The organism is uncultured Varibaculum sp., assembly GCF_902489465.1.
GTDB lineage: Bacteria > Actinomycetota > Actinomycetes > Actinomycetales > Actinomycetaceae > Varibaculum.
Map to the genome: position 1 here is coordinate 54573 of NZ_CABTZZ010000006.1, position 25397 is coordinate 79969.

Genomic DNA, 25397 nt, shown 5'->3' on the forward strand with positions numbered 1-25397 from the left:
AATGAAAGTTCCCGAAACCACCACTACCGCGTTAAAAGATGCGCTGAAAAGCGGAAATAAAGCCTGGAAACCGGTGCGCACGCGTGCCTTGCTTCTTGCCGTGCGCAAAATTCCGCTTACTGGTTTGGGGTGGCTAGTTTTGTTCGGGGGACTAGCTAGCCTGGGTGCCTACTGGGCTTGGGATTGGGCGGAAGCTGCGGCGATAATGTTTGCTGCGCTATTGGCACTGCTGGCGGCGATAGGGCAGACCTGGGGCGCGGGCGAGCTGGCGCTGCGGGTAACAGTTGAGCAAGATCGGCTCCGCAAAGGACAAGAACTACTAGGGCGCATGGTAGCGACCAACCAGGGGCGTCGCGCGGTGCGTGGCCTGAAAATAGAACTGCCATTGGGAACAGAACAAGCCGATATAGCGGTACCTAGTTTGCGTTCCGGAAAAAGTTTCACCCGGGAGTTTCAATTACAAACCAGACGGCGAGAAAAGATTGTGGTCGGCCCGCCCCGCACAGTGCGGGAAGATATTTTAGGGTTGATCCGTCGGGTGCGGTCCTGGCCGGAATCTCAAGACGTATATGTGTATCCCAACTTCACTTCCGCGCTGGGGACATTAAGTGGCTATTCCCGGGATATGGAAGGGGCAACCTCGCAGGTCATAAGCAGTTCAGATGCGGTTTTTCATGCTTTGCGTCCCTATGAAAGCGGGGACGACCGTAGGCATATTCACTGGAAAATGTCTGCCCATACTGGCCAGTTAATGATGCGACAATACCTAGAGACTCGCCGCTCCCACCATCTGATTGTGCTGGATTTAAAGCGAGAAAACTATGGGGAAGCCGACTTTGAATTGGCGGTAGAGGCGGCGGCTTCTCTGGCGGTTTCCTCCCTTTCCAGTGGGCAGCCCCTGACCCTTTATGCGGGAAAAACCGTATTAAAAGCGGCAACTGCTCGCACCGTCCTAGATTTCTTAACCGAAGTGCAACCCGTGGAGGCCGCTCAAGACTATCGCCACTTGGTGCGCTGGGCGCTAGCTCATGAAGCGCAAGCCTCGGTGTGTTCCTTGATCAGCGGGCCGGGAGTAACTATGCGCCGGATGCAACAAATCTGTTTGCTACCGGCAGCCGATATGGCTACTACCGGTATCCGATCTGATGCCGGCGCTACTTTTACCCGCCGGGGAGCCGCCTCTCATAGACTGCTAAATATCGGGGAGCTCTCACAGCTACCACGGGCATTAAATGGGGTGAGTCTAGCGTGAAAAGATCCCAGCTTGTAGGCTTGAGCTCTCTGTTGCTGCTGATCGTTCCCTGTTACCTGTTTTCTTTGCCATTTGTAGGTTTCACCGGGGTAATAGCTGCCGGCAGCGGAGCGCTTTTAGGGTGCCTAGTAGCCCTGGTTAGCCGTCTTTGGCGTTTGGGGATAATCTCCACTTTAACTTTAATGCTAGGGGTATTTTTACTCTTTGGCTGCACTTTGGCGGCTACCGACCCCTGGGGGCGAAAGTTTTACCCCACCCTATCGGGCCTACAAGTTCTAGTTACTTCTACGGTGACCTGCTGGCGAGATACTCTTACGGCTCCCTTGCCGCTAAGCCCAGCCGGAGGAGCCGCGGTGCTACCTTTCCTCACCTGCCTCATTACCGCGCTTTTAGCGGGGTTAGCCGCAGCTTCGCGTCGACCTTGGGTAGCGCTAATACCTGCCACTATCAGCCTAGTGGTAGCGATCGCCTGGGGGTCTCAATTAGTTCCGGTAGCTCGTTGGGCAGGAGCCGCCTATTTCTTCCTCGCATTGCTTTGGTGCGGACTGGTTAGCGAGGCCGCGTCCAAGGCACGCAGGCGCGCAGTGAACCTAGCGGGAACAGGAAAGAAAAACCGCTTGATCCGTCCGCTGGCGATGGTGGCAGTTACCCTAATTATTTCTCTAGCTTCAGCATCTTTGGCGGGGATTACCGAGCGGGGAAACCGGGAAGTGTTGCGCAGCCACGTCCTGCCCCCGGTGGAACTAGAAGACTTTATTTCTCCGTTAGCCTCCTTTAGGCATCTTTCGCGCGACTGGAAAGACAAAACTATTGCTGAGGTGAAGGACTATCCAGCGGGTAGTAGGATGCGTTTTGCCACTATGAACGCTTATGACGGTACCGTTTTCAAAATAGATCCCCAATTGAACGCACAGTTCCTGCAGGTTGATTCGATTCTAGATAAAGGGGTGTCCGCCGACAGTAAAGCCGAAGTTAAACTGGTTAACTATGATCAACCTTGGGTTCCGCTGCTGGGTAATGCGCAATCACTAAAATTCGCAACCCAGCCCAAACCGGTGGTTTACTATTCGACCTCTCTGCGCTCGGCTTTTACCGCTAACCCTGGGAGCCTTTCTTATCAGGTAAGTTTCGCAAAGGAACGTATTCCCAGCGATGCGAGGGTGTCTGGCCTAGAGTTTGATCCCATTCCGCAAGGTAAAGATGAAGCGGTGCCGGTAGAAATTACTGAGCTTAACAACCAGTTAACTGCCCGGGCGACCAGTCCCTTGCAAAAGGTGCGCAATGTAGAGTCCTACCTATCAGGACAAGGTTTCTTCTCCGATGGTTCCGATGGTCTTTCTCGCCCCGGACATCGCGCCGCCCGGATGAGCCAGTTTTTCCAGGGGCAAGAACTGATCGGTGATGATGAACAATACGCGGTAGCTATGGCCTTGATGGTGCGCGCTTTTGGGGCTCCGGCGCGAGTAGTGCTCGGAGCCTATCCGGGTGATAAAAAGGCGGGCGGGAACCTGAAACTTAAAGGGGATAACGTTCATGCCTGGGTGGAAGTAAAATTTAAAGAGGTCGGCTGGATCCCCTTTGACCCCACGCCTCCCCGTGATCGCGTACCCCGCACCGATCAACCGCAACCCAAATCGGTTCCCAAACCCCAGGTACTGCAGCCCCCGCCTCCACCGGCTACTCCACCGGTGTTACCCCATGTGGAAAAACAAGCGCATGCCGATAATCATTCCACGGGAATGCAAATTCTGGCAGCGCTGGCGCAAGTGGCCAAATATGGTGCTTGGCTGCTGCTACTACTTTCTCCTATCTTGCTAACTCTCTTAGCTAAATGGTATCGCTCCCGCAGGAGGCGGCGGGCTAAAGAACCCCAAGATCGTTTAAAGGGAGCTTGGGAAGAAATAGTTGACCGTTTCCGGGATCGCGGAATCCGGCTCCCTGCGGGAGCCACTCGGCAAGAAGCCGCCTGGATTATCGATAGTTCTCTAGGGACTATGAGCCAGTCGCAGTCAGGAGCGCGAGAGCTAGCGGGAATCGCTGATTATCTAGATTACAGTCCCAGCAGCGATAGTGAAATTGATTCCGATTGGGCTTGGCAGCTAGTTAAACAGTTAACCCTTACTTGGAAAACGGCAGCTGGGAAAGGGAAAGCATGGGTGGCAGCGATTCGACCGTCCTCGCTTTATTACCGGTTTATTCGCAGTAGTTTTGCTAAAAAGCTAGAGATAATCCCCGGGATGAGGAAGGTGTTAACTCCCCGCAAGGAGGTTTCGCTACCGAGCCTATCTTTGGGGCTGACCGAGCAGGAATATCAGCAGTTGCGTACTCCCTTGGCACCCGGCAATAGGCAAGAGGCTTCTCCAGTCTTAACGGGGGCAGGAGAGTTTTCGGAAGCCACTCGCCTCGGCAAGGTTGGGCTGCCGCAGCCGCCTCGGTCGCCGGCTCGCCCTATACCCCCGGAGCCTCCAGCGTTGCCCCCGCAGGCGCTAGACTATACCCGCCGGGCTCCCTCGCCCCAAAATACGGAGGAAACTCAGTTACGGAAAGGGGATGATTATGACCCAAACACCCCCTAAAATCCCGGGATTTAGCGTGCAATCACTGTTGGGTAGAGGCGGATTTGCCGACGTTTATCTCTATAAACAAAAACGTCCCGAACGCCAAGTAGCGGTGAAAGTCCTGCGGGAGTTAGGCAGCAGGCAGGGACGCCAAGTTTTTACTACCGAGGCCGATTCTCTGGCTGCCACCTGTGCTCACCCGGCAATTCTGTCTTTATTTCAAACCGGGAAACTCCCAGATGGACGACCCTATTTAGTATTGCAGTACTGTCCGGTGGCAAATTTGTCGCAGCGCGTCCGCCGCCACCCGCTTTCACTTGCACAGTCCTTAGATACCACTATTCGCTTAGCCGGAGCCCTGGAAACGGTACATCGAGCCGGCCTCGCGCACCGGGACGTGAAACCGGCAAATGTACTGATTTCAGAGTTTTCCACCCCGGTGTTATCGGATTTTGGTTTAGCCTTGCCGTTGGGTAAACCGTTAGCTCACCGGGATGTTTTAGGGTTGTCGGTGCCCTGGGCGCCTCCCGAACAACACGATGAGAACTCTTTGGCCGCTGCCACCAGTGATATTTATTCCCTGGCAGCCACTATGCATTCGTTAGTTACCGGGTACAGTCCCTTCGAGATTCCCGGAGGCGATAACTCGGTAGCGGCACTGACTCAGCGGGTTTTGCATTCGGTTCCGCCGCTGGATGACCCGCAGTTGATCTCTCCTTTGCGCGAGATTCTGGCCTGGGCATTGCAGGGTGATCCAGCTGAACGCCCCGAAAGTGCCGCGCAATTTGGCGTGGCGCTCCAGGAACTACAACGCGGGCTATCTCTCCCGCTGACCAGTATGGATATTGCCAGCGATAATCCAACGTTGTCGTTAGCTACTACCGATCCGGATGCTACCCGCCTGAAGGATGCCTCCCCTTCCCAAGAATCATCGCCGGGAAAAGAGTGGGGGCAGGCAGATAGCCCTTTGATTGTGGGCAGCCACTCTAGCGCGGCGCTTTCGCGTTCCCTATTACCTGCCTCCCACCTGGGATGGCGTCGGATTCTCCTGACACTTATTGGAGCGCTGGTGCTGATAGCGGGAACTGCTGCCGGGGTTTCCTACTATTTCAAAACAGATACCAGTGCGGTTAAAACTGCGCCCAGCTCTGCAGAGCCCTTGATAACTGCCTCGGCAGAGGACGGAATTGTTTCCGAAATATCCGCGGTCACCGCGCTGGAAGGAAAACCTGTCGTCGATGGACAAATCACCTTGACTTGGAAACCAGGCGTAGGTGATAGTCCGGCCTCCTATCAGGTGCAGATAATCCAGGATGGTAAGGATGCCGGTAGTCATACGGTTAGCGAACCGAAAATAACTCTCCATCCCCAGGGGGGTAAATGGTGCGTAAAGGTTTTTGCGGTTAGCTTAGATGGAAAAACCTCTCCTGGGGTAGACTGGTGCCAATAGAGAGCGTAAATTTGCCGGTTGGTAATGGAGGTAAATCAATGGATAACGACCCCTACCAGTACTACCCGAACCAGTCGGGTGCAGCGAATGCAGGTTATGTACCGCCCAGCGGGATTTATGGAGCGCCCCAGACAGAATCCGGGGTACCGGCGCCAATCAGTCCCGATCCCTACGGTCAGCAGGCTAATGCCGTCTACCCTAATCCCTATGGCGGGCAGCCCGGTTCGGATCAATACTCGGGGTATTCTCCCCAAGGGGTTCCTTCCTCTCAGAGCAGCGAATATGGGCAACCTGGCTACCAGCAAGGAGGATATGAAGAGGGGCAATATCAACAACCATACGGGCAAGCAGGCTATAGCCAGGGGCAATATAAGATGCAAGCTCAATATGGTGGGCAAGATGCTTACCAGCCAGCTCCCCGCTATACGGTTACTTCCGGGCAGGGGCAGTCCATGATTTTAGAGGACGCGATTGTGGTGGGGCGCCGTCCTGATGCGGCTACTTCCACCTATCCGCAAGCCCAAACTATGACCGTGCCCAGTCCTGCTAAACAGATTTCCCGTACCCACTGCCTGCTTTATATTGATGTAAATGGTATGCCCTCTTTGAAAGACTTAGAGTCAGTAAATGGCACCCGTTTGCGTCGCGGCGGACAAATCTACCCGATTGAACCGGCGCAGCCAGTGCAGCTGCAAGCAGGCGATATTGTCGATCTGGGGGAGGGGCAATACCTTTCTATCGGCACCGCGCCTGCCGGCTATTAAACCGGTTTAGATACTGGTTAGAAAATTATAAGCACTAAAGATTTGCTACTCGCGCCCAGGTAAAATGCCGGGGCGCGAGTTTTTTACCTTCAGGTTCTGAGAGTCTTATTGGGGTTACTAAGAGTTAACACGGGCAGTAGCGTCCCGGTAGCAACCCATTTAGCTATTAGTTAATCCCGAGGGCGCGGCGGGCAATGTTCCGGGCATCCCCACTATCTTGTGCCGTTAAAATCTCTTGGGCGGCGCGTTCGCATTGCTCTTTGCTAACCTGTCCCAATTGGGAACCCACCGCGGGGATCGCCGAAGCCGCCATCGATAGGGAAGTGACCCCCATCCCTAGGAGTACGCACGCCAAAATAGGGTCAGCTGCCGCCTCCCCGCATACCCCTACCGGTTTTTGCAGGCGTACCCCGGCGGCGGCTACTCGAGAAATCAAGGTTAAAACTGCTGGTTGCCAGGGATCAGTGTAGGTTGCCAGATTAGCGTTCATCCGATCAGCAGCCATCACATACTGGCTAAGGTCATTGGTGCCGATAGAAACGAAATCAACTTCCGCTAGGAACTGGTCAATCATGATCGCGACTGCTGGAACTTCCACCATAATTCCGGCAGTAAGTCCCCGCTTTCGAATTAGCTTTGCCACCCACTTTGCCTCTGACAGGGTAGAGACCATCGGCACCATTACCCAGTTTTTTCCTTGATGAGCCCGTGATGCCTGTGCGATTGCATCTAATTGGCGAGTAAAGAGGTCTTCGTCGATCCCGGTAGTGCGCAGTCCCCGCACTCCCAGAGCAGGGTTAGGTTCCTCCTCTAAAGTGGCCCAAGAAATAGGCTTATCCGATCCGGCATCCAAGGTGCGGGTAACTACTTTCTGATCCGGGAAAGCCGCAAACACCTGCGAATACTTCTCTGCCTGCTGCGCGCAAGTAGGTTCTTTCGTTGAATCCAGGAAACATAGCTCGGTGCGGAAAAGTCCTACTCCCTGTGCGTAGGCATTAGAAGCTTTCTGTGCTCCGGGACCGTCTTGTACATTGGCGAGCAGTTCTACTTCCTCTCCGCTGGCGAGGCGTGCCGGGCCTTGCCAGTTGCGGATAGCGGCGCGTGAGTGTAGGTCAGCGGCAACTTTTGGGCGGGCTTCCTCCGGATTGGCACCGGTAGTAATCGATCCCAGGGAGGCATCTACAAATACTTTCTCTCCCGGGGGAATCTGGTGGAGCCTGCGCACTGCCACGATACAGGGTATCCCCAGTTGGCGGGCAATAATCGAAGTATGAGAGGTGGGGCCGCCCTGTTCGGTAACTAAAGCCAAGATTTTTTCCGGATTAAGTCCCGCGGCGTCAGCAGGTGCAAGATCATCGGCGAAAAGTAACGAGGGCTCGCCAAGATGGGGTATTCCCGGCTCGGGTTCACCCAATAGTTCTGCTACTACCCGCATGCAGAGATCGTTCAGGTCAGTGGTACGTTCTGCCATCAATCTGCCGGCTTTTTCAAACATGGCGCAAAACATGTCGGTGGTGGTGATCACGGCGCTTACGGCGGGGGTGCCTTTATTAATTGACTGAACCACCATCTTCTTGAACCCGGGATCGCGGGAGAGTTCGGCTTGAGCTGCTAAAATATCCGAGGCAGTGCCTACCGTGGATTCTGCACGCGTCAGCAGGCGTTCGGAGACTGTTTGAGCAGCTTGAAGGTAGCGATCGACCTCAGCTTTACGTTCAGCTAACGGGAGTTTAGTGGCAGGTAATTTGGGGATCTCAAAATGGCTTACCCAGGCGACTGGCCCGTAGGCTAGACCATTTACTACCGGAGTTCCATAAATTGTTTCTGCTGTGGACAACTTCTCTCCTCGCCGAGGCCCCATAACGATCACAGTGTTACACGTCTCGATGCATTAAACAAGATATATATCGAAACTGCTACAGCAATGTGGGAACAGCCCATCAAGGCCCAATAACTAAAAAGCGGCAATAATACTTAACTGTTGCGGGAACTATTAAATAGAATGACCGCAAGCGAGCAGTAATGCTGGGGGCAAACTTGGCGAGAATCAGATGGTTGTGGGGAGGCAAAAATACCTATTCTTGGTGCGGTTGCCTGCGCGAAAGCAGGAACCCAGCCGCCCACCCTGGCAGACATTAATCCCGGAGAAGTTAGAATTAGCGAGCTTAGCCTTTAAAGTTGCCTAGCTAAATAGGAGAACCATGGAAGACGAGAGGTTAATCATCCCAGAGTTGGCGAGTCTAGACGATCCCCTGGGAAGCGATAAAAACAGCGTAATTAGAGCGCTGGCAGCTAAAATTGCTGCTAGTGGACGCGCTGAGGAGAGTAGCTTGGTCGCTGATCTTTTGACTCGGGAAGCTAAGTCTGCGACCGGAATGCCCGGTGGAATTGCGATTCCGCACTGCCGCTGCCAAGCGGTGAACACGGTATCTCTCGCCTTTGCTCGGTTAAAAGAGCCGGTAGCTTTTGGAGCAAAAGATGGCCCGGCCGATTTGATCTTTATGATTGCCGCAGGCGAAGGGCAAGGAAAAGATCATTTGAAACTACTGCAAAAGTTGGCGCACAAACTGGTAGATAAAGATTTCCTTTCCGCATTGCGGTCTGTGGATTCTGCGGAAAAGGCAGCGCAAATAATAATGGCGGCAGTAGCACCGTCCGCCCCTCCGGTAGCTACCGCCGCTCGGCGCGAACAAGTAGCAGCAGCTAAAGCTACACAAGTGCAGGCTGCTCCGGCTGCCGCGACTGCCGCAACTTCTCCATCTTCAATAGCATCGGTTACCCCGGTGCCGCAAGAAAAGAAAACCGTTGACCAGGATGAATATCTGGTGGCGGTGACTTCTTGTCCCACGGGGATTGCTCACACTTATATGGCGGCAGATGCGCTGATCGATAAAGGCAAAGAACTAGGGATTAGAGTGCATGTAGAGGCACAAGGATCGGGACATCTTAACCAGCTAGATCCCGCCCTCATAGCCGGAGCGGCAGGAGCAATTTTCGCGCATGACGTGAGCGTGCAGGCTCCGGAGCGCTTTTCCCAGCTGCCACTAGTAGATGTGGGGGTTAAAGCAGCTATTAATGATCCCGAAAGGTTAATTCGGGAAGCGATGGCGAAAAATAAAGCTCGACAGGGCGCGCCCGTATCTGCGACGCTCCCGGCGAGGAAAGCCCGAAACCCGCATTGGGGAGGGCGAATCCAAAAGGCAGTAATGGCAGGGGTTTCCTACATGATTCCCTTCGTGGCTGCTGGCGGTCTGTTGATTGCTTTGGGATTCTTGCTAGGAGGCTACGATGTTTCCGACCCGGCACAAGACATTTCCTTAAATTTCTCTTTGTGGAACTTGCCAGATTCTGGCCCCTTCGGGGAAGGACAAATGCATACCAACCGCTCCGGTATTGCGTTATACCTGGGGGCTCTGCTGGTCTTTCTAGGCCAAACTGGAATGAGTTTCCTGGTGCCGGCACTTTCGGGATATATCGCTTTCGGATTGGCAGGCCGTCCCGGGATCGCTCCCGGCTTCATTGGCGGGGCGATTTCCATAGCGGTAGGAGCCGGTTTCATCGGAGGGCTGGTAACTGGAATCCTGGCCGGAATTATTGCTAACTGGCTATCTGCTGTGGAGTGTCCGCGTTGGTTAGCGGGGCTAATGCCGGTGGCAATTATTCCGTTAATAACTACGCTACTAACGGGGCTGATAATGCTCCTACTGCTGGGAGGTCCGCTGGCAGCTTTGATGAGGGGACTACAGCATTGGCTGAACTCTTTGGCCGGATCCTCCGCGATTATTCTCGGAATAGTAATCGGTCTAATGATGTGCTTCGATCTGGGCGGCCCGGTAAATAAGGCCGCCTACCTGGTAGCAACTGCTGGGTTGTCTCAAGGAACTGATGGAGCGTATCAGTTTATGGCGGCAGCGATGTTGGCCGGAATGGTGCCGCCCTTAGCTATGGCGCTTTCCTCTACGGTAAGGCCGAAACTATATTCACCGGCAGAACAACATAGCGGTAAAGCTGCCTGGCTGCTCGGTCTCTCTTTCATTTCCGAGGGCGCGATCCCCTTTGCCGCTACTGACCCGCTGCGAGTAATACCCTCGATGATGGTAGGCGGGGCAGTAACTGGTGCCCTGGCCATGGCGCTAGGAGTAGGTTGTCGCGCTCCCCATGGGGGAATCTTTGTGCTATTTGCCTACACCAATATATTGGGAGCGATTATCGCCCTGGTAGCGGGGGTGGCAGTGGGAGCCGCGGCTATCACCTTCGCCAAGGTGAATCGCAAAAAACCGGCAGCAGCTAAAGTCAGCAATTAAGCGGCAGGTAGATTAAGGAAAGCAGAAATAATGGCTTCAATGACGGTAAAAGTGGGATCGCCGGTGGGATTACATGTGCGTCCGGCCGCGATTATCGCAGACAAAGCTGGCGAATTTGCTGAAGAAATCACTATTGCAACCTCTGGGGATGCCCCCGTGTCTGCCACTTCGATGATGTTAATCATGACCTTAGGTGCTGAATACGGAGCAGAAGTTACTGTGGAAAGCGAAAACCCGCAGGCAGTCGCGGCGATTGCCGAGTTAGTCGCCAAGGATCTGGACGCCGCCTAACCTCAGTCGTTTAGCAGATTCGATTTAACGGTTAGTATTTCACCAGAAGTAACTGGCGATAGCGATAATCCCGGTAAGGTTTAAGTCGCAACCAGCCGCGCGATAACCTAGAGGAGACATCTGTACCTGGGAGGAAATACCATGCGTCCGAAAACCGCCTTTATTATCGTTTCGCAATCGCAAACCTTGGCGCGCGGAGTATGCGAAGTGGTAGCCACGCTAGCTCCAGAGGTTATGGTTGAACCCTGCGGGTGCCACGATGAAGGCTTGGGCACGGCCTCGCAAATCGTGACTACCCAGGTGTCGGCGGTGATGGAAAAAATGTCAGAGCAGGACGCAATTGTATTGATGGCAGATTTTGGAGCCGCCCGTCTGGCCTGCCAGCAAGTAATCACCGATCTAGGGGAGCGATCCTTGCGGCTAGGACGCGGCCCGCTGATAGAAGGAACCGCCGCGGGAGCAGTAGCTGCCGCTCAAGGCGCTGACCTAGCAGAAGTCTTGCGCTCTATCAGGGCTGCTGCCCAATTCTTCCCCGACGAGGACGCGGCCGATATCATGCCGCCTGCTCCCGCTGTAGACCCGCTCGCTCCGCGGATTGTGGTGTACGGCGGCACCGAGCCGCTTTCGGCGCGTCCGGCTGCGCGACTAGCGAGGATCGCTACCGGATTTGATGCTGAGGTGACCATTAATGATGTAGATGCGGGCAGCGTTCTGGCCTTAATGGGACTAAAAGTAGAACCGGGAGACGAACTGCGGATTGCTGCCGAGGGAGCGGAATCTCGCCGGGCTCTTGACGCGGTAGAAGCAGAACTCAATGCCCCTAACACGCCTGAGCCTAAGGACATAGCTACCGACCAGAGGGCAAAAGCGCAAGTAGTAAGCCAGCCTGACGAAGCGCTCGATCCCACAGCATCTGCAGAGCTGATAAAAAGAATTGGAGTCGGGCCATTGCCGGTATCCTTAGAAAAGTAAACCCCGCAGGAAGCATCGGGAAAGAAGAAAGGCAGCGGCAATGAACGAACTGAAGCTAGATCCGAATAAGGAATATACCTTGATACTGGTTAAGCCGGATGGCTATCATCGCGGATTGGTCGGAAAAATTTTGGCGCGCATTGAGCAAAAAGGTTACGCCATCGTAGCGCTGCGGGTGGCAGAGGCCACCGATGATCAGTTGCAGGATCACTATGTAGAACATCGTGGTAAGCATTTCTTCGAATCCATGGTTGATTTTATGCAGAGTGGAAAAATCGTAGCCGCCGTTATCGAAGGTACCCGGGTAGTGGAAGGGGTGCGTTCCCTAGTGGGATCCACTAACCCCACAGAGGCTGCCCCCGGGACTATTCGCGGAGATTTTGGACGTGACTACGACAGCGGACATATTCAGAACCTGGTACATGCAGCAGATTCTCCCGCCTCCGCTGCTCGCGAGATCAAAATATGGTTCCCGGAAGCCGCTAAATAGCTGGAGCAGATAGATGTATGTAAAGTCGTTGACGCTGCGCGGATTTAAATCTTTCGCCAGCGCCACCACTTTGCAGTTCACTCCGGGAATCATCTGTGTAGTCGGTCCCAACGGTTCCGGTAAATCCAATATTGTCGATGCCCTCGCCTGGGTGATGGGCGAGCAAGGTGCCAAGAATCTACGTGGCGGATCCATGGCGGATGTTATTTTTGCGGGCACCAGTTCCCGCGCATCCCTCGGGCGGGCAGAAGTAGCACTCACCATTGATAACACCAATGGGGAACTGCCGATTGATTATTCAGAAGTTACTATTTCCCGCACCTTGTTTCGTCAGGGCGGCTCGGAGTACGCGATTAACGGAACTGCCTGCCGGCTGTTAGATATCCAAGAGTTGCTATCTGATACCGGTATGGGACGCAATATGCACGTAATTATCGGGCAGGGCAAACTCGACCAGGTGCTATCGGCGGATCCTTCTCAGCGGCGAGCTTTGATTGAAGAGGCCGCTGGGGTACTCAAACATCAGCGACGTAAAGAACGGGCATTGCGCAAACTTGAGGGCTTGGAAGACAAGCTTTCCCGGCTTTCCGATCTGACGCGAGAGATTCAAAAACAACTGGGGCCATTAGCGCGGCAAGCTAAAACTGCCCGGCGAGCGGCGGTTTTACAGGCGCAGGCGCGCGACGCCGGGTGTCGGATCCTGGCTGATGACTTGCAGCAGCTGCGCTCGCAGCTTGCTCGCTACCAGGAAAGTGAGCAAACCCTGACGCTCCAGCGCGAAGAACTAGCTGGGAACCTAGCAAAACAGCGTGAAAAACTAGCGCAACTAAACTCCGATGCGCAGCAAAGTGATTTAGCAGGGCGAGCTGCGAACCTGTGGCAACAACTCACGACCCTCACCGAGCGTCTACGGGCTTTGGGAGCGCTAGCTGAGGAACGAGCCGCTTCCCTGTCAAAACCAGAACCGGTTCCCTCTGGGCCTAGCGTGGCAGAGCGGCAAAAGCATTTAGCACGGCTGCAAAGTGAATTGGCAGCAAAAGATGAGGAAGCTTTGGCGCGGCGCAAACAATGTGATGCGGCGCAGGCAGTGCGGGAAGAAACTACCCGAAAAGTTGGGGAGTTAACGCGCATCACTCAGGAATTGCGGCAGGAAGCTCAGCAGAAAACCCAAAAGAGTGCCCGCCTGGAACGAGAATTAGAAACCGCAAAAGCACGTTTAGAGGCGGCGGGTTCGCGGCTTAAAAGAGCGGAAAACGCGGCTGAGGCGGCGCGGGAAAAACTGTCGGTGGCGCGCGCGCAGCAGGCGGTTTACCGCGAGGACACGGTGGTAGAAGGGGCAGATGCGGCTAGCCGATATCGCGAGTTGGCGCAGGCAGAAGAAACGGTGCGCAGCCAATTAGAAAAAGCTCGTGACCAGCTACGGGAAAGTGAAGCTAAAGCGGTGGCTGCCGCCGAAAGCGAAACTAGCCTTCGCCAAGTCTTGGCTGCCTCTTCTAGCCAAGCGCAAAATGCATTCGCGCAGGCGGCTAAGCCGCAAGGTGAGCTAGCCTCGTTGATTAGTGTTTCTGATCGCTGGGAAAAGGCGATTGCGGCCTTACTGGGAACCAGCGGGGCCGCCCTAGTAGTAGAAGCTTCCCAGGTAGACGCGGGATTAGGGGCGGTTAAGGACAACACCGGGATTGTTAGCTGGGTGCTAGGGGCGGGGGAGAGCCAAGAACGAATCCCTATGAGCGAGGAGCAAAGCGCGAAAGAAGCGGGCGTGATACCCGCCTTGGCGGCAGTGGAAGCGCCCCCCGCCCTGCATGCGGTGTTAAAAGTAATCCTGGCAGATAGCTATTTGGCACCGGATTTAGCGGCGGCGCGCGCCCTGGTACTAAAGCTCCCGCAGGCGCGAGTAGGAATAGCAGATGGCACGGTTATTAGTAAGTATTTAGGGAGCACCGGCAGTGGCGGGGTGAACCGCATCCAGGTCGAGCGCCAGCTCCGCTTAGCGCGTCAGGCCGCGGCAGATGCCCGCGAACAAACAGAGGAAGCCCGCGCAAAGGTACAGGCGAGCACCCAAGAGCTTTCCCAAGCGGCGGCAGCTAGCGCCCAGGCATTGAAAACCTTACGGGCTGCTGATGCTCAGGCAGCTGCACAAGCCCAAAAACGGGCGCTTCGGGAAGCGGCAGTCAGGGGAGCTGAGAGCGAAGCCCAACGATCTGCCAGTGAAGTAGATCAAGCGCAGGCGGATGTGGACACCTGCGCTCACCAGGTTGCGGTTGCCGAAAAAGCCTGCAGTGACTTTGCTGGTAGTGAAGATTTAGCTCCTTTACAAGCAGCCGAACAGGCTTTAGAACAGGCTCGCGCCGCAGATTTGACGGCACGGGAAAAAGAGGCAGAAACCCATTTGGCTTTGGCGGCCGCCACTCAGATCACCACTAATTTGCGCGAACGCTTCCAGGGAGAAGTTAAATCTTTGGAGCGTTTCCAGTTGCGCCTGGCTGCCACCAAGCAGCGGGAAATCAAACACGCCCAAGATGCGCAAAGGATGTTGCAGGTAGCCTCTTGGTGTGAGATTTTTGCCCGCCAGGGAGCGCAGGTAGCGCAAGTTGCGAAAACTTGGCGGGAGAGCGCCGATGCTGCCCGCGAAGCATCTTCACAGGCAGCGCAGCAGTTGCGTCGCGAAATTGATCGCTTGAATGGAGAATTATCGGAGTTAAACGATCTTTCCCGCCGCGATGAGGTGGCAGCGGCAGAGTATCGAGTGCGCGCCGAACAACTAACCCAGCAAGCCCAAGAACGCTATGCCCTTTCTGAGGAAGAATTGATTGCTAGCTTCGGTCCGCAACAGCTGGTTCCCGACCCTGATTTGCTGGCGCGTAAAGCAGCCAATGCGCAAGAAACAGCCGCCACTGCCCCAGAAGTAGAGGAAGCGGAGCAAGGAGATAATGAGGGCGAGGAGGCGCCAAATACCGACACTAAGCAGGTGGAGACGGATCAAGACCGCGAAAGTTGCAGCGAGCAAGATGAGGGACTTTGGCGTCCCTATGATCGCGCTGAGCAGAGTGCGCTGCTAGAAAAAGCTAATCGCGCCATCGCGCGGTTGGGCAAAGTAAATCCTTTGGCTCTGGAAGAACACAGCGCCCTCGAAAAACGTTTCGAGTTCTTAATGGGGCAGCTCAAAGATCTGCGTACCTCCAAAGCTGACCTGCTAGTAGTGGTACGGGAAGTTGATAACCGGGTAAAAGAAGCCTTTGAGCAGGCATTCACCGATATTTCCCGAGAGTTTACGGAGGTATTTGCGCGCCTGTTCCCCGGGGGAACCGGTTCGCTAAAACTAACTGATAGTAGCGATATGCTCACTACCGGAGTAGAGGTTAACGCCCGACCGGCCGGAAAGAATGTGCAGCGACTGTCGCTCCTGTCTGGTGGGGAGCGTTCCTTGGCGGCACTGGCATTTTTAATCGCGATTTTCAAGGCTCGCCCTTCGCCCTTCTATATCTTGGATGAGGTAGAAGCCGCCCTCGATGATCTGAATCTATCGCGGATGTTGGAACTGTTTAAACAGTTGCGAGAAGTTAGCCAAATGATCATCATTACGCACCAAAAACGGACGATGGAAGTGGCGGATGTGCTCTATGGGGTTACTATGCGCGATGGGGTTTCCCGGGTGATTTCCCAGCGGGTAGCTCCGGTAGATAGCTAAGATCACACCCAATTCTGGTAACAGTTTGGTATCGGTCAAGAGCTGAGATCGGTAAATTCTTTAACTCTGGGCATAATAGAAACGTGACTGAACCGTTGATCTTGCTATTCGTAGGCATTGGCATCGCTGTGTTGATCGGGGTGCTGGTGGTAGCGGTAATGGTTCGTACCCGTCGTCCCGGTGGGGGGATTCGTAATTGGATACGCGAGTCCGCGGACTCCTGGCAAGAAAATGACTATCGCTCCCGGGGTGAACATAACGGGGAGCGGGTTCGCCTAGATACTTTATTAGCCGAGGCTTCCCCCGGTGATTCGGCAAATCCTCTCGCCGAAGTCGAGAGTTTACGCAGTGTCGCCGGGCAAATGTGGGAAGAAGAAGTGGGCGCGATTCGCGCGCGGCGCGCAGAAAAGGAAGTCGCGCGGGCAAATGGAGCGGCGAACTTACCGGCAGCTGATGAGGTTCCTGCCGGGCAGCTCCCTCCCACTTTCACTCCCGCACGGCGGCGTCGCCTCCCTAAAAATGTAGAGGTTTCGGTTACAAAAGATCCCGAAGACGCCACCAGTTATCTTCCGGTAGTTCCTAGCGGGAAATCAGTAATCTCACCCGTTGTGACTAGCCAGAAAGCGGAGTCAGCGACAGATAATCAAGCTTTGGAGAGCGCAAATTCGCAGCAGGATAATTCGGAGCAGGAAAGCTCCGGGTCTGCCAAACCTATACGTCGCTGGGCACGCAAGTTCACTCCGGATCCCGCTGAAAGTGATACTCACGAGGACGAAAATGATCTGCCCCCAGAGGAGACCTTCCAGGTAGATAAAGTTTCTTGGCAGCGAGTACACGCAGAATAAATACCAATCTACCTGCCTAAATAACAGGCTTAGGCTTTAGAATCCAAGCTAATATGACCTGAGCGCTCCAATAGGTGACAATAGGGATATGGATTTTCTATTTTCACCCCTCGGGATTGTGGTTGTAGTTCTGGTTCTGGCATTAGTGGGAACTGGCGGCGCGCTGGCAGCGCGCTCGGCGAAAGCCAAAAAGCAGGTAGAGGCCTCCAAAGCCAAACAACTGGAAGCTGCTGCGAGTGAAACAGGTGAGAAGAAAGCAGTAACCGCCACCGAAGAGCCGGAAACTGAAGTAGCTGACCAGGTTGAAGAACCTGCAGTTATCGCTGAAGATAGTGCGCAAACGCTTGCTGAAGAGGACGTGTCCACGGAAGCTGCAGAAGCAGCGGTACCGGTGACGGAAGAGGAGGAGGAAACTCAACCGACCAAGCCGGAAGAGGAAAACGCTGAGGCCGTACTCGAAACCCCCGAACCTGCCCAAGGGCGGATGCAGCGCTTGCGTTCCCGCCTAGCGAAATCTGGTTCCTTTGGAAAAATGCTGCTGGGGGTACTTGGTCGCGGAGACCTGAGCGCCGCCGATTGGGAAGAAATAGAAGATACCCTGCTAATGGCGGATTTGGGGATTGCCGCTACCGATGAACTGATGGAAGATTTGCGCACCCAGGCGAAAGTGCTGGGAACTTCCGATCCGGAGAAGATCCGGGAAATTCTGCGCGCAAAACTGATTGAACTGGTAAACCCGGATCTAGATCGCAGCCTAAATCTAGAGCAGGCCGATGGCACCAAGCCGGGGATCGTTCTCGCCGTAGGCGTAAATGGCACTGGGAAAACCACTACCGTGGGCAAGATTGCCCGCATTTTGGTGGCGGAAAACAAGTCAGTTGTGCTGGGAGCAGCCGACACTTTCCGGGCGGCCGCCGCTGACCAGCTAGAAACCTGGGGAAACCGGGTCGGGGTAGAAGTGGTGCGCTCCGATAAAGAGGGTGCCGACCCCGCCTCCGTAGCTTTTGACGCGGTCAAATACGGAAAAGAAAATGACCTGGATGTGGTGCTGGTAGATACTGCCGGACGTCTGCAAAACAAAGCCGGCTTGATGGACGAGTTAGGCAAGGTCAAACGGGTAATCGAAAAGAGCGCCCCCGTCACCGAAACTCTGCTGGTCCTAGATGCCACTACCGGACAAAACGGTATGCAACAGGCGAAAGTGTTCTCCGAAGTGGTAGATGTCAGCGGGATTGTGCTTACCAAGCTCGATGGAACGGCTCGGGGCGGAATCGTAGTTAGCGTACAGCGTGAACTAAACGTGCCAGTCAAGCTAGTGGGGCTGGGAGAAGGGCCAGATGATTTAGCGCCTTTCGTGCCCGAGGACTTCGTAGACGCGCTGCTGAAGTAAACTAGACGGCGAAACTATCTCCAGGAGGAAACCACTTTGTTCAATAGCCTGTCTGATCGCCTAGCCGATTCCTTTAAGCGTCTGCGCTCTAAAGGCTTGCTGACCGAGGCGGACGTTGACGCTACCGTCTCCGAGATTCGGCGCGCCCTCTTAGAGGCTGACGTAGCGCTACCGGTAGTCCGCCAGTTCACCAAAACGGTGCGGCAAAAAGCCTACGGGGCAGCGCGTTCGAAAGCGCTCAATCCCGGCCAGCAGGTAGTCAAGATTGTTCACGAGGAACTGGTGGAAGTTCTGGGGGGCGAGACCCGTCAGCTCCATTATGCGAAACGCGGACCCTCCGTGTTTATGCTGGCCGGTCTACAAGGTGCCGGTAAAACCACTTTGGCGGGGAAACTCGGCAAGTGGCTGCGCGAAGAAGAAGGCAAACGCGTCCTCCTAGCTGCCTGTGACCTCCAGCGTCCCGGTGCGGTTACCCAGCTAAGTATCGTCGCCGAAAAGGCCGGAGTCGATATTCACGCTCCCGAATCCGGGGACGGACAAGGCGATCCGGTCGAGGTAGCGCGCTCAGGATTAAACCTGGCGATTACCGAAGGCTATGACGTAATCATTGTCGATACTGCGGGACGCCTGGGCGTTGACGAGGTAATGATGCGTCAGGCGCGTGATATCCGTGACGCCATTAACCCTCACGAAATCCTCTTCGTATTGGACTCAATGGTGGGGCAGGACGCGGTGCAAACCTCGATTGCCTTCCGTGACGGGGTGGGCTTTACCGGGGTAGTGCTCTCTAAACTTGATGGTGACGCTCGCGGCGGGGCGGCGCTATCGGTGCGCGGAGTAACCGGGCAACCGATTCTTTTTGCCTCTACCGGCGAAAACTTGGGTGATTTCGAGCGTTTCCATGCCGAAAGAATGGCCGGTCGTATCCTCGATATGGGCGATATGCTCACCCTGATTGAGCAAGCGCAAAAAACTTATGACCAAAAAGAGGCCGAGGCGCTGGCTCGCAAGATGCAAAAAGGCCAGTTCACCCTGACTGACTTTATGGCGCAGCTGCAACAGCTCCGCAAGATGGGTTCGATGAAGAAACTGATGGGAATGCTGCCCGGCATGAATCAGTACCGCGACCAATTGGATGCCTTCGATGAGAAAAGCATCGACCGGATCGAAGCCATCGTAAACTCTATGACCCCGGCAGAACGCGACGATTTGTCCCTGCTGAACGGTTCGCGGCGTGCCCGCATTGCGCGCGGTTCTGGCACCACGGTAACCGAGATTAACGGCCTGGTGGAGCGGTTTACGCAGGCTTCGAAAATGATGAAACGCATGTCCAATGGGGGTGGTATTCCCGGAATGCCCGCTATGCCCGGGATGCCGGGTGGGCGCGGAGGAGCTACCAAGAAGCAGCGGAAGGCAGGCAAGAAGAATCGCCGCAAGTTCGGTAACCCGGCGAAGCAAAAACAGTGGGAATCCCAGCAAGCGGCGAAAGGGGAGGCGCCGGCGCCCGCTGCCGGCAGCGCTTTCGGAATCGGTGCGACGCAACCAGCCGCCCCGGCCGCTGCTCCCACCTTGGATGACTTACCCGATGACTTGAAACGGATGTTGGGTCAGCGATGAAGTTGCTGAGCGGGAACTTTTATTACCGCGAGCAAGCTAGCAAGGCTCCCCGCTGGGTGCGCGGGCAGTTATCGATCACCGAGGACGGACACTTCGGCACTTTTCGAGAAGATTCCAGCGTTGGTGGCGACTATTTTCTACCCGGGTTTTGCGATGTGCATTGCCATATTGGGTTCGCGTCGGTAGGCCAGTTAGCTACCCCGCAAGAAGCGTTAGCGCAGGCGCAGGCGGATCGAGACTGCGGAATTTTAGCCATTCGCGACTGCGGAAACCTGGAATACGCCCCCGGGATTTTAGGGAATCCTAAGCTACCTCCAATTATTCGCTGCGGACGCCATATCGCCCGTCCAAAACGCTATATGCGTCTGCTGCCGCTAGAGGTTGAAAACCTGAGTGATTTACCGCAGGTGATGGCTGTCCAAGCGCAGCAAAGTGACGGCTGGGTAAAAATTGTGGCCGACTGGATTGACCGCTCAAATGGAGTGGAATCGGACTTAGATCCCCTGTGGCCAACCGAAATTTTGAAAGAAGGGATTGCGGCTGCCCATCAGACGGGAGCGCGGGTAACGGCGCACGCATTTTCCCATAAAGCGATCGCGGGATTGCTGGAAGCGGGGATCGACTGTATCGAACATGGCAGTGGGATCGATAGTGACCAGGCTCAAGAGTGCGCGCGCCGCGGGATTCCCGTCACCCCAACTTTGCTGCAAGTGGAGCTGTTTAACCAGTTCGCAGCGCAGGCGGGTAAGAAATATCCGGTATATGCGGCCACGATGCAGCAAATGTGGGAGCAGCGGCGCGAACATTTTGCAATGCTCCATCAAAGCGGAGTGCAATTGCTGCCCGGTACCGATTCTGGCGGGTATCAACCACATGGAGAGTTGGGGCGGGAGCTGAGGCTGTGGGAACGCGGCGGGATCGAGACCTGCGAGATTATTGATTTTGCTACCTGGCGAGCCCGCGACTATCTGGGGATTGGCGCTCTAGAGCCGGGAGCGCGCGCCGACTACCTGCGCTATTCTTCTGATCCGACTAGTGAGACGGCACGGGCAACTAAACCCGAAAAAGTGGCATTACTCGGGCAAGAGTTTTCTTCTGCAGCTGCGGTTAGATAGGACTAATAGCCCAAAAAGGGTAATAATGGAAGCTATGAGCACTTCGGGAATGAGCCTTGACCACGCATTGATGATAATTGCGGGGGAGGCCGCACAGCAGGTGGGGGTTTACCTGCGCAAAGCTTTTCGTGCCCCTCTGGAAGTGTTCTTAAAAGCTGGTATTCATGATCCGGTCACTATCCATGACCGCTACGTAGAAGCCAGGCTGCAATATCTGCTGGGCAGTTCGGTTCCCGCTTCCCGGATCTTGGGAGAGGAAACCGGTGAGCACGTCCTCGATAAAGAAAAAGTGGCTGCCGCTGGAGCAATAACGTTAGAGCAGATACAGCGCGCTAGCCTTGAACAATCGCGTCGCCAGGGGACTAAGCAGATTTTGACCGACGAATTTGCCTGGGAACAAGCCCAGCCCTCCCAGCGTCAAGAGGCAGTGGGCACCGCAGAACTCGCGCAAGCGGAAGCGACGGTAAAAAATCTGGGGTCTCGGGTGCGCTGGATAGTGGATCCCATCGATGGCACCGCCAACTTCGCCGCCGGGATACCCTATTTCAACACTTCAATCGGGGTAGAACTAGACGGGAAACCAGTGGCCGGGGTGATTTATGTACCTTATACTCGCGAGCTTTTTATCGCAGATGCGCATAAAGCAACCCTCTACGAGGGAGAGCGAGCCACCCCGATGTGCGCAAAGAGTGCCCGGGTTGAAAATGAAGGAATCATTACCGGATATTTCCCCTTCCGCGATAAAGATCCCCAGCGAGTAGAAAAATCTTGGCAATTGGCCGGCAAGCTGGCTAACGCGTACGCGACAGTACATTCTCCCGGTGCCGGAGCCTTGGATCTGGCGCATGTGGCGGCGGGACATACTGCGGTGGCTTTTGGAACTGCGATGCGTCCCTGGGATGTGGCTGCCGGGATCCATCTAGTGCGGGTAGCTGGGGGACAAGTACATACCTATGAAACTGCCCGTAACCGGGAAGATCCGGAGCATTTGCGGGGCGCCTTTGTGGCCAGTGCCCGCGATCTTGATCCCCTCACGGCTCGGGTGGCGGTAGAACAGTTCCTGTGTTCTTTTAAATGAGAAGGTCGCGGCGGCGCCGAGGATTAGGCGCGGGGGAAACAAAAACTACGGTCTTTCTAATAGGTTTTCTGCCTCCCAAATCAAAACAGGTGTGAAACTGCTCAAAGATGCCTAATCGCCGGCTTTTAAAGTGGAAACTATCAGCTAAATTCTGGCAGAATAGCTAGTTGTACCGGGCCAAGACACCCCCTCTCTGTGTGGCGGCCTTGTCTCGAGAGCTTGATCCAGGCCGAATCCCACCGGCTAGGGCGGGCACTCAACAGTCAATAGAACAGGAGAAACCACAAAAGTGGCAGTTCGTATTCGTTTAAAGCGTGTTGGTAAGATTCACTACCCGGTGTACCGGGTGGTAGTGGTGGATAGCCGCAAGAAGCGTGACGGTCGCGTAATTGAAGAGGTTGGACAGTACAACCCCAACGAAGAACCGTCCTTTATTCAGGTCAAGTCTGACCGTATTCAGTACTGGCTGGGCGTAGGGGCACAGCCCTCGGACGCAGTCCGCCGATTGCTGGTGCTCTCGGGTGATATTGCCCGTTTCAACGGTAAAGAAAACGTGGAAAGCTGGATTAAGACCAAAGAAACTCTCACCGCCGACCAGGCTCGCGAAAAGAACGTGAAGGCCGCCGCGGACGAGGCGCAAAAACGCAAAGCCAAGGTCAGCGAAGAAAAAGCTAAGGCTGAGGCAGAAGCGGCAGCTAAAGAAGCCGAGGAAGCTAAAGCACAAGAAGCGGCAGAAACCGCAGAAGCTGCTCCCGAGAGTGAGGAAGCCTAAACATGTTGGCGGATGCGCTAGAACATCTAGTTAGTGGAATTGTCGATCACCCGGACGATGTGCGGGTGGATGAACGCAATATGCGGCGCGGCAAACTGCTAGAAGTGCGGGTTAATCCGCAAGATCTCGGACGGGTAATCGGCCGGGGAGGTCGCACCGCGCGGGCACTGCGCAAAGTTATGGGCGCGCTGTCCACTCGCGGTCCGGTTCGGGTTGACGTGGTCGACACGGATCGTCGTTCGCGCCGTTAGAGACAGTTTTTAAAGGCGAGCCCCATGAAGATTCATGGGGCTCGCGCTTTATCTGCAGGTATATCCTGGGGATAAATCTGGGGGAGAAAAATGGATTTAGTAAAAGTTGGGCAGGTAGGTCCGGCGCGCGGTCTTAAAGGAGAGGTACTAGTGCGTCCCTTTACTGACTATCCCGCCGAACGTTTCCAAACGGGGGCAACTCTTACTACCGCTGCCGGGGAAGAATGGACGGTGGCTTCCTATCGGGAAATAAAAAATCGCTGCTGCCTAACTTTTTCCCATATCACTACCCGGGAGGGCGCCGAGGATATTAGAGGTACCGAATTGTTCGCCCCCGAAATCTCTCGCGAAGGGGAATACTCACCGGGGCAGCTAGCAGGGTTTTCAGTAATCAGTGCCGAGGGCGAAACCTTGGGGGAGTGCACCGGGCTGGAAATCGGGGGATTCCAAGATCGCCTGCAGGTAAGTACTGCCGCCGGCCAGACAGTGGAAGTGCCCTTTGTGAAAGCCTTAGTGACCGGAATTGACCTGGAAAATCGGGTAATTACCGTGGATGCCCCCGCGGGACTGTTTTAAGGCAGCGGAAAGGCGCCCAGATGCGGATAGACATTATTTCGATTTTTCCCCAGTTCTTTGATTGCTTAGATGTTTCCCTCATGGGCAAAGCCCGCTCTAGCGGGATTTTGCAAACCCACCTTTGGGACTTGCGAGACTGGACCGAAGACGTACATCGCAGCGTGGACCGCGCCCCCGCGGGCGGGGGCGCGGGGATGGTAATGAAACCCGATGTGTGGGGCAAAGCCATTGACCAAGTAATTGACCAGGCAGGTGCCGCTAAAACGGTGTTGGCGATTCCTACTCCTGCGGGAATTCCGCTCACCCAACGGCAGGTGCGGGACTTGGCAGCAAACACCGAGCATCTGGTGGTGGCCTGCGGGCGTTATGAAGGTATCGACCAGCGAGTCAGCCAGTACTATCAGCAGTTGCCGGGCGTAAAAGTGCTACCTTTTTCTCTGGGTGACTATGTGCTAAACGGCGGGGAAGTAGCCGCCGTTGCCCTGGTAGAAGCCACCTGCCGCCTACTAGATGGCTTTGTGGGTAACCCCAGTTCCTTGGTGGAAGAATCCTATGAACTGTCGGGCTTGTTAGAGTATCCTGCCTATACGCAGCCGGCTACTTGGCGCGGCCTGGATATTCCTGCGGTTTTGCTTAGCGGGGATCACCAGAAAGTTAAAAATTGGCGCCGTCAACAGTCCCTAATGTTAACTGCCCAGCGGCGTCCCGATTTAATCTGGGAGTTAACTCCCGACGCCCTCGAAAAATCTGATCGCGAAATCCTGGCTGCTCAGGGATTCCTGCCTGCCCCCTATCTCAAGCGGGTACGGTTTCGCCGGGCGCAGCCGGGAGAGGCGGCTACCTGTTCAGCTATAGCTTCCCGCTTATTCCCGCAGGCTTGCCCGGATTATTTACCCGCAGATGCCATTAGCCGCTTTGTAGAAGAAGAACTAAGTGAGCCGGCTTTTAAAGCCTATCTAGCTGATCCGGGAACGGTGATTATCTTGGCGGAAGTGGCTCTCTCTCGCGCGCAAGAGGAAACCCCTTGGGAAGCTGCCGGCTACACCCTAACCCAGGTGGGAGACCCCGGCTTTGTGCCGCCGGAAGAAAACCTGGTGAAAGCAGTAGGTGACAACTGTGCCTACCTGTCTAAATGCTATCTGGATCAGCGTTGGCACAGCTCGGGGCTGGCAGGCGCGATGCTCGAAGTAACCCATGCGCATCTACAAACACACTTCCCGCATTTAACCAAGATTGGGTTAGGGACTAACCAGTCAAACCGGCGGGCCTTAAAGTTTTACCGCCACCACGGATACCGCAAATGCGGGCGCCGCACCTTCCTAGTGGGAGGAATCGAAAACCGAGATGTGATAGCGGTTAGGGATTTCACAACCCGCAAAGTTCCGTCTTGGGCGCAAAACGTGGCACAATAAGCAAGGTTGCATAAGTAGGCTGCGAAACCTGCCGCAGGGGGCCGCAAATGCCGCTTAGCAATGCTAGATACGCCGGCTAGACCGGCCCGATAGCTGACGTTACCTGCGGAACGAAAGCAATATGAGGAAACTACATTGAATATCATCGATGAGATTAACCAGAAGAGCCAGCGCTCGGATCTACCTGATTTCCGCGCCGGAGACACCGTAAAAGTAAACGTACGGGTCACCGAAGGTGGAAACACTCGTATCCAGGTATTCCAGGGGGTCGTAATCGCCCGCCACGGTAAGAAACAGCCGAACGCTACTTTCACCGTGCGGAAAGTTAGCTTCGGGATCGGGGTAGAACGTACCTTCCCGGTAAACTCGCCGACTATCGAATCTTTAGAGGTAGTAACCCGCGGCGATGTGCGTCGCGCTAAACTCTACTACCTGCGTGAACGTCACGGAAAAGCGGCTCGCATTAAGGAGGGTCGCGGCTCCTAATCACACTAATTAGCAAAACAAAAGCGGCCGCGGATCGGACTGGGAGGAAAACAAGTGGAGCGGAGTTGAATGGAATGAAAAAGAGG

20 protein-coding genes are annotated in these 25397 nt (G+C 55.0%); 19 read left to right on the forward strand and 1 reads right to left on the reverse strand.

The genetic code is table 11. The features are described from left to right. Window position 1: 1 nt before the first annotated feature. The 4 genes from RDM26_RS02190 to RDM26_RS02205 are packed head-to-tail and all read left to right on the forward strand — an operon-like array spanning window position 2 to window position 6024. Entirely contained in the window at window positions 2-1252 is a 1251-nt protein-coding gene (locus RDM26_RS02190) for a DUF58 domain-containing protein (protein WP_307737421.1), read from the forward strand. Then, on the forward strand, window positions 1249-3828 hold the full coding sequence (locus RDM26_RS02195; RefSeq protein ID WP_307737422.1) for a transglutaminase domain-containing protein: 2580 nt from the start codon (window positions 1249-1251) through the stop codon (window positions 3826-3828). The genes RDM26_RS02190 and RDM26_RS02195 overlap by 4 nt, the downstream gene beginning before the upstream one ends. Next, window positions 3809-5260, forward strand: a complete 1452-nt coding sequence (locus RDM26_RS02200) for a protein kinase (protein ID WP_307737423.1) — start codon at window positions 3809-3811, stop codon at window positions 5258-5260. Before RDM26_RS02195 ends, RDM26_RS02200 begins: the two co-directional genes overlap by 20 nt. Before the next feature lie 38 nt (window positions 5261-5298). Continuing rightward, window positions 5299-6024 carry an FHA domain-containing protein gene (locus tag RDM26_RS02205; RefSeq protein WP_307737424.1) on the forward strand — a complete coding sequence of 242 codons (726 nt, stop codon included), beginning with the start codon at window positions 5299-5301 and terminating at the stop codon, window positions 6022-6024. Between the two features lie 166 nt (window positions 6025-6190). Here the strand turns inward: RDM26_RS02205 and ptsP are convergent, their stop codons facing one another. Continuing rightward, entirely contained in the window at window positions 6191-7861 is a 1671-nt protein-coding gene (ptsP, locus tag RDM26_RS02210) for a phosphoenolpyruvate--protein phosphotransferase (RefSeq protein ID WP_307737425.1), read from the reverse strand. A 364-nt stretch (window positions 7862-8225) separates the two neighbouring features. Here ptsP and RDM26_RS02215 point away from each other — a divergent pair, with 364 nt between their 5' ends. The 15 genes from RDM26_RS02215 to rplS all read left to right on the forward strand — a co-directional run bounded on the left by RDM26_RS02215 (window position 8226) and on the right by rplS (window position 25311). After that, window positions 8226-10328, forward strand: coding sequence for a fructose-specific PTS transporter subunit EIIC (locus RDM26_RS02215; RefSeq protein ID WP_307737426.1), 2103 nt, complete (start codon window positions 8226-8228; stop codon window positions 10326-10328). A gap of 30 nt (window positions 10329-10358) precedes the next feature. Further along, window positions 10359-10619, forward strand: coding sequence for an HPr family phosphocarrier protein (locus tag RDM26_RS02220; RefSeq protein WP_307737427.1), 261 nt, complete (start codon window positions 10359-10361; stop codon window positions 10617-10619). Window positions 10620-10760: 141 nt separating this feature from the next. Next, entirely contained in the window at window positions 10761-11591 is an 831-nt protein-coding gene (locus RDM26_RS02225) for an HPr family phosphocarrier protein (RefSeq protein WP_307737428.1), read from the forward strand. A 40-nt stretch (window positions 11592-11631) separates the two neighbouring features. Then, window positions 11632-12081, forward strand: a complete 450-nt coding sequence (gene ndk / locus RDM26_RS02230) for a nucleoside-diphosphate kinase (RefSeq protein ID WP_307737429.1) — start codon at window positions 11632-11634, stop codon at window positions 12079-12081. Between the two features lie 13 nt (window positions 12082-12094). Next, window positions 12095-15769, forward strand: coding sequence for a chromosome segregation protein SMC (gene smc, locus RDM26_RS02235; RefSeq protein ID WP_307737430.1), 3675 nt, complete (start codon window positions 12095-12097; stop codon window positions 15767-15769). 83 nt (window positions 15770-15852) lie between these two features. Further along, on the forward strand, window positions 15853-16614 hold the full coding sequence (locus tag RDM26_RS02240) for a hypothetical protein (RefSeq protein WP_307737431.1): 762 nt from the start codon (window positions 15853-15855) through the stop codon (window positions 16612-16614). A gap of 88 nt (window positions 16615-16702) precedes the next feature. Beyond that, on the forward strand, window positions 16703-18004 hold the full coding sequence (gene ftsY / locus RDM26_RS02245; RefSeq protein WP_307737432.1) for a signal recognition particle-docking protein FtsY: 1302 nt from the start codon (window positions 16703-16705) through the stop codon (window positions 18002-18004). Between the two features lie 36 nt (window positions 18005-18040). Then, the gene (gene ffh, locus RDM26_RS02250) at window positions 18041-19621 is read left to right on the forward strand and encodes a signal recognition particle protein (RefSeq protein ID WP_307737433.1); all 1581 of its coding nucleotides are present in this window, start codon (window positions 18041-18043) and stop codon (window positions 19619-19621) included. Further along, window positions 19618-20736, forward strand: coding sequence for an amidohydrolase family protein (locus RDM26_RS02255; protein ID WP_307737434.1), 1119 nt, complete (start codon window positions 19618-19620; stop codon window positions 20734-20736). The genes ffh and RDM26_RS02255 overlap by 4 nt, the downstream gene beginning before the upstream one ends. Before the next feature lie 25 nt (window positions 20737-20761). Further along, window positions 20762-21814: an inositol monophosphatase family protein gene (locus RDM26_RS02260; protein ID WP_307737435.1), complete on the forward strand. Its 1053-nt coding sequence runs from the start codon at window positions 20762-20764 to the stop codon at window positions 21812-21814. A gap of 289 nt (window positions 21815-22103) precedes the next feature. Then, entirely contained in the window at window positions 22104-22586 is a 483-nt protein-coding gene (rpsP, locus tag RDM26_RS02265; protein WP_307737436.1) for a 30S ribosomal protein S16, read from the forward strand. A gap of 2 nt (window positions 22587-22588) precedes the next feature. Next, window positions 22589-22837, forward strand: coding sequence for an RNA-binding protein (locus RDM26_RS02270; RefSeq protein WP_022864074.1), 249 nt, complete (start codon window positions 22589-22591; stop codon window positions 22835-22837). A gap of 90 nt (window positions 22838-22927) precedes the next feature. Next, window positions 22928-23413 (forward strand): ribosome maturation factor RimM, encoded by a 486-nt coding sequence (gene rimM / locus RDM26_RS02275; protein WP_307737437.1) that lies wholly within the window; start codon window positions 22928-22930, stop codon window positions 23411-23413. A 20-nt stretch (window positions 23414-23433) separates the two neighbouring features. Next, window positions 23434-24825 (forward strand): tRNA (guanosine(37)-N1)-methyltransferase TrmD, encoded by a 1392-nt coding sequence (gene trmD / locus RDM26_RS02280; protein ID WP_307737438.1) that lies wholly within the window; start codon window positions 23434-23436, stop codon window positions 24823-24825. A 135-nt stretch (window positions 24826-24960) separates the two neighbouring features. Next, on the forward strand, window positions 24961-25311 hold the full coding sequence (rplS, locus tag RDM26_RS02285) for a 50S ribosomal protein L19 (RefSeq protein WP_307737439.1): 351 nt from the start codon (window positions 24961-24963) through the stop codon (window positions 25309-25311). Window positions 25312-25397 lie beyond the last annotated feature (86 nt).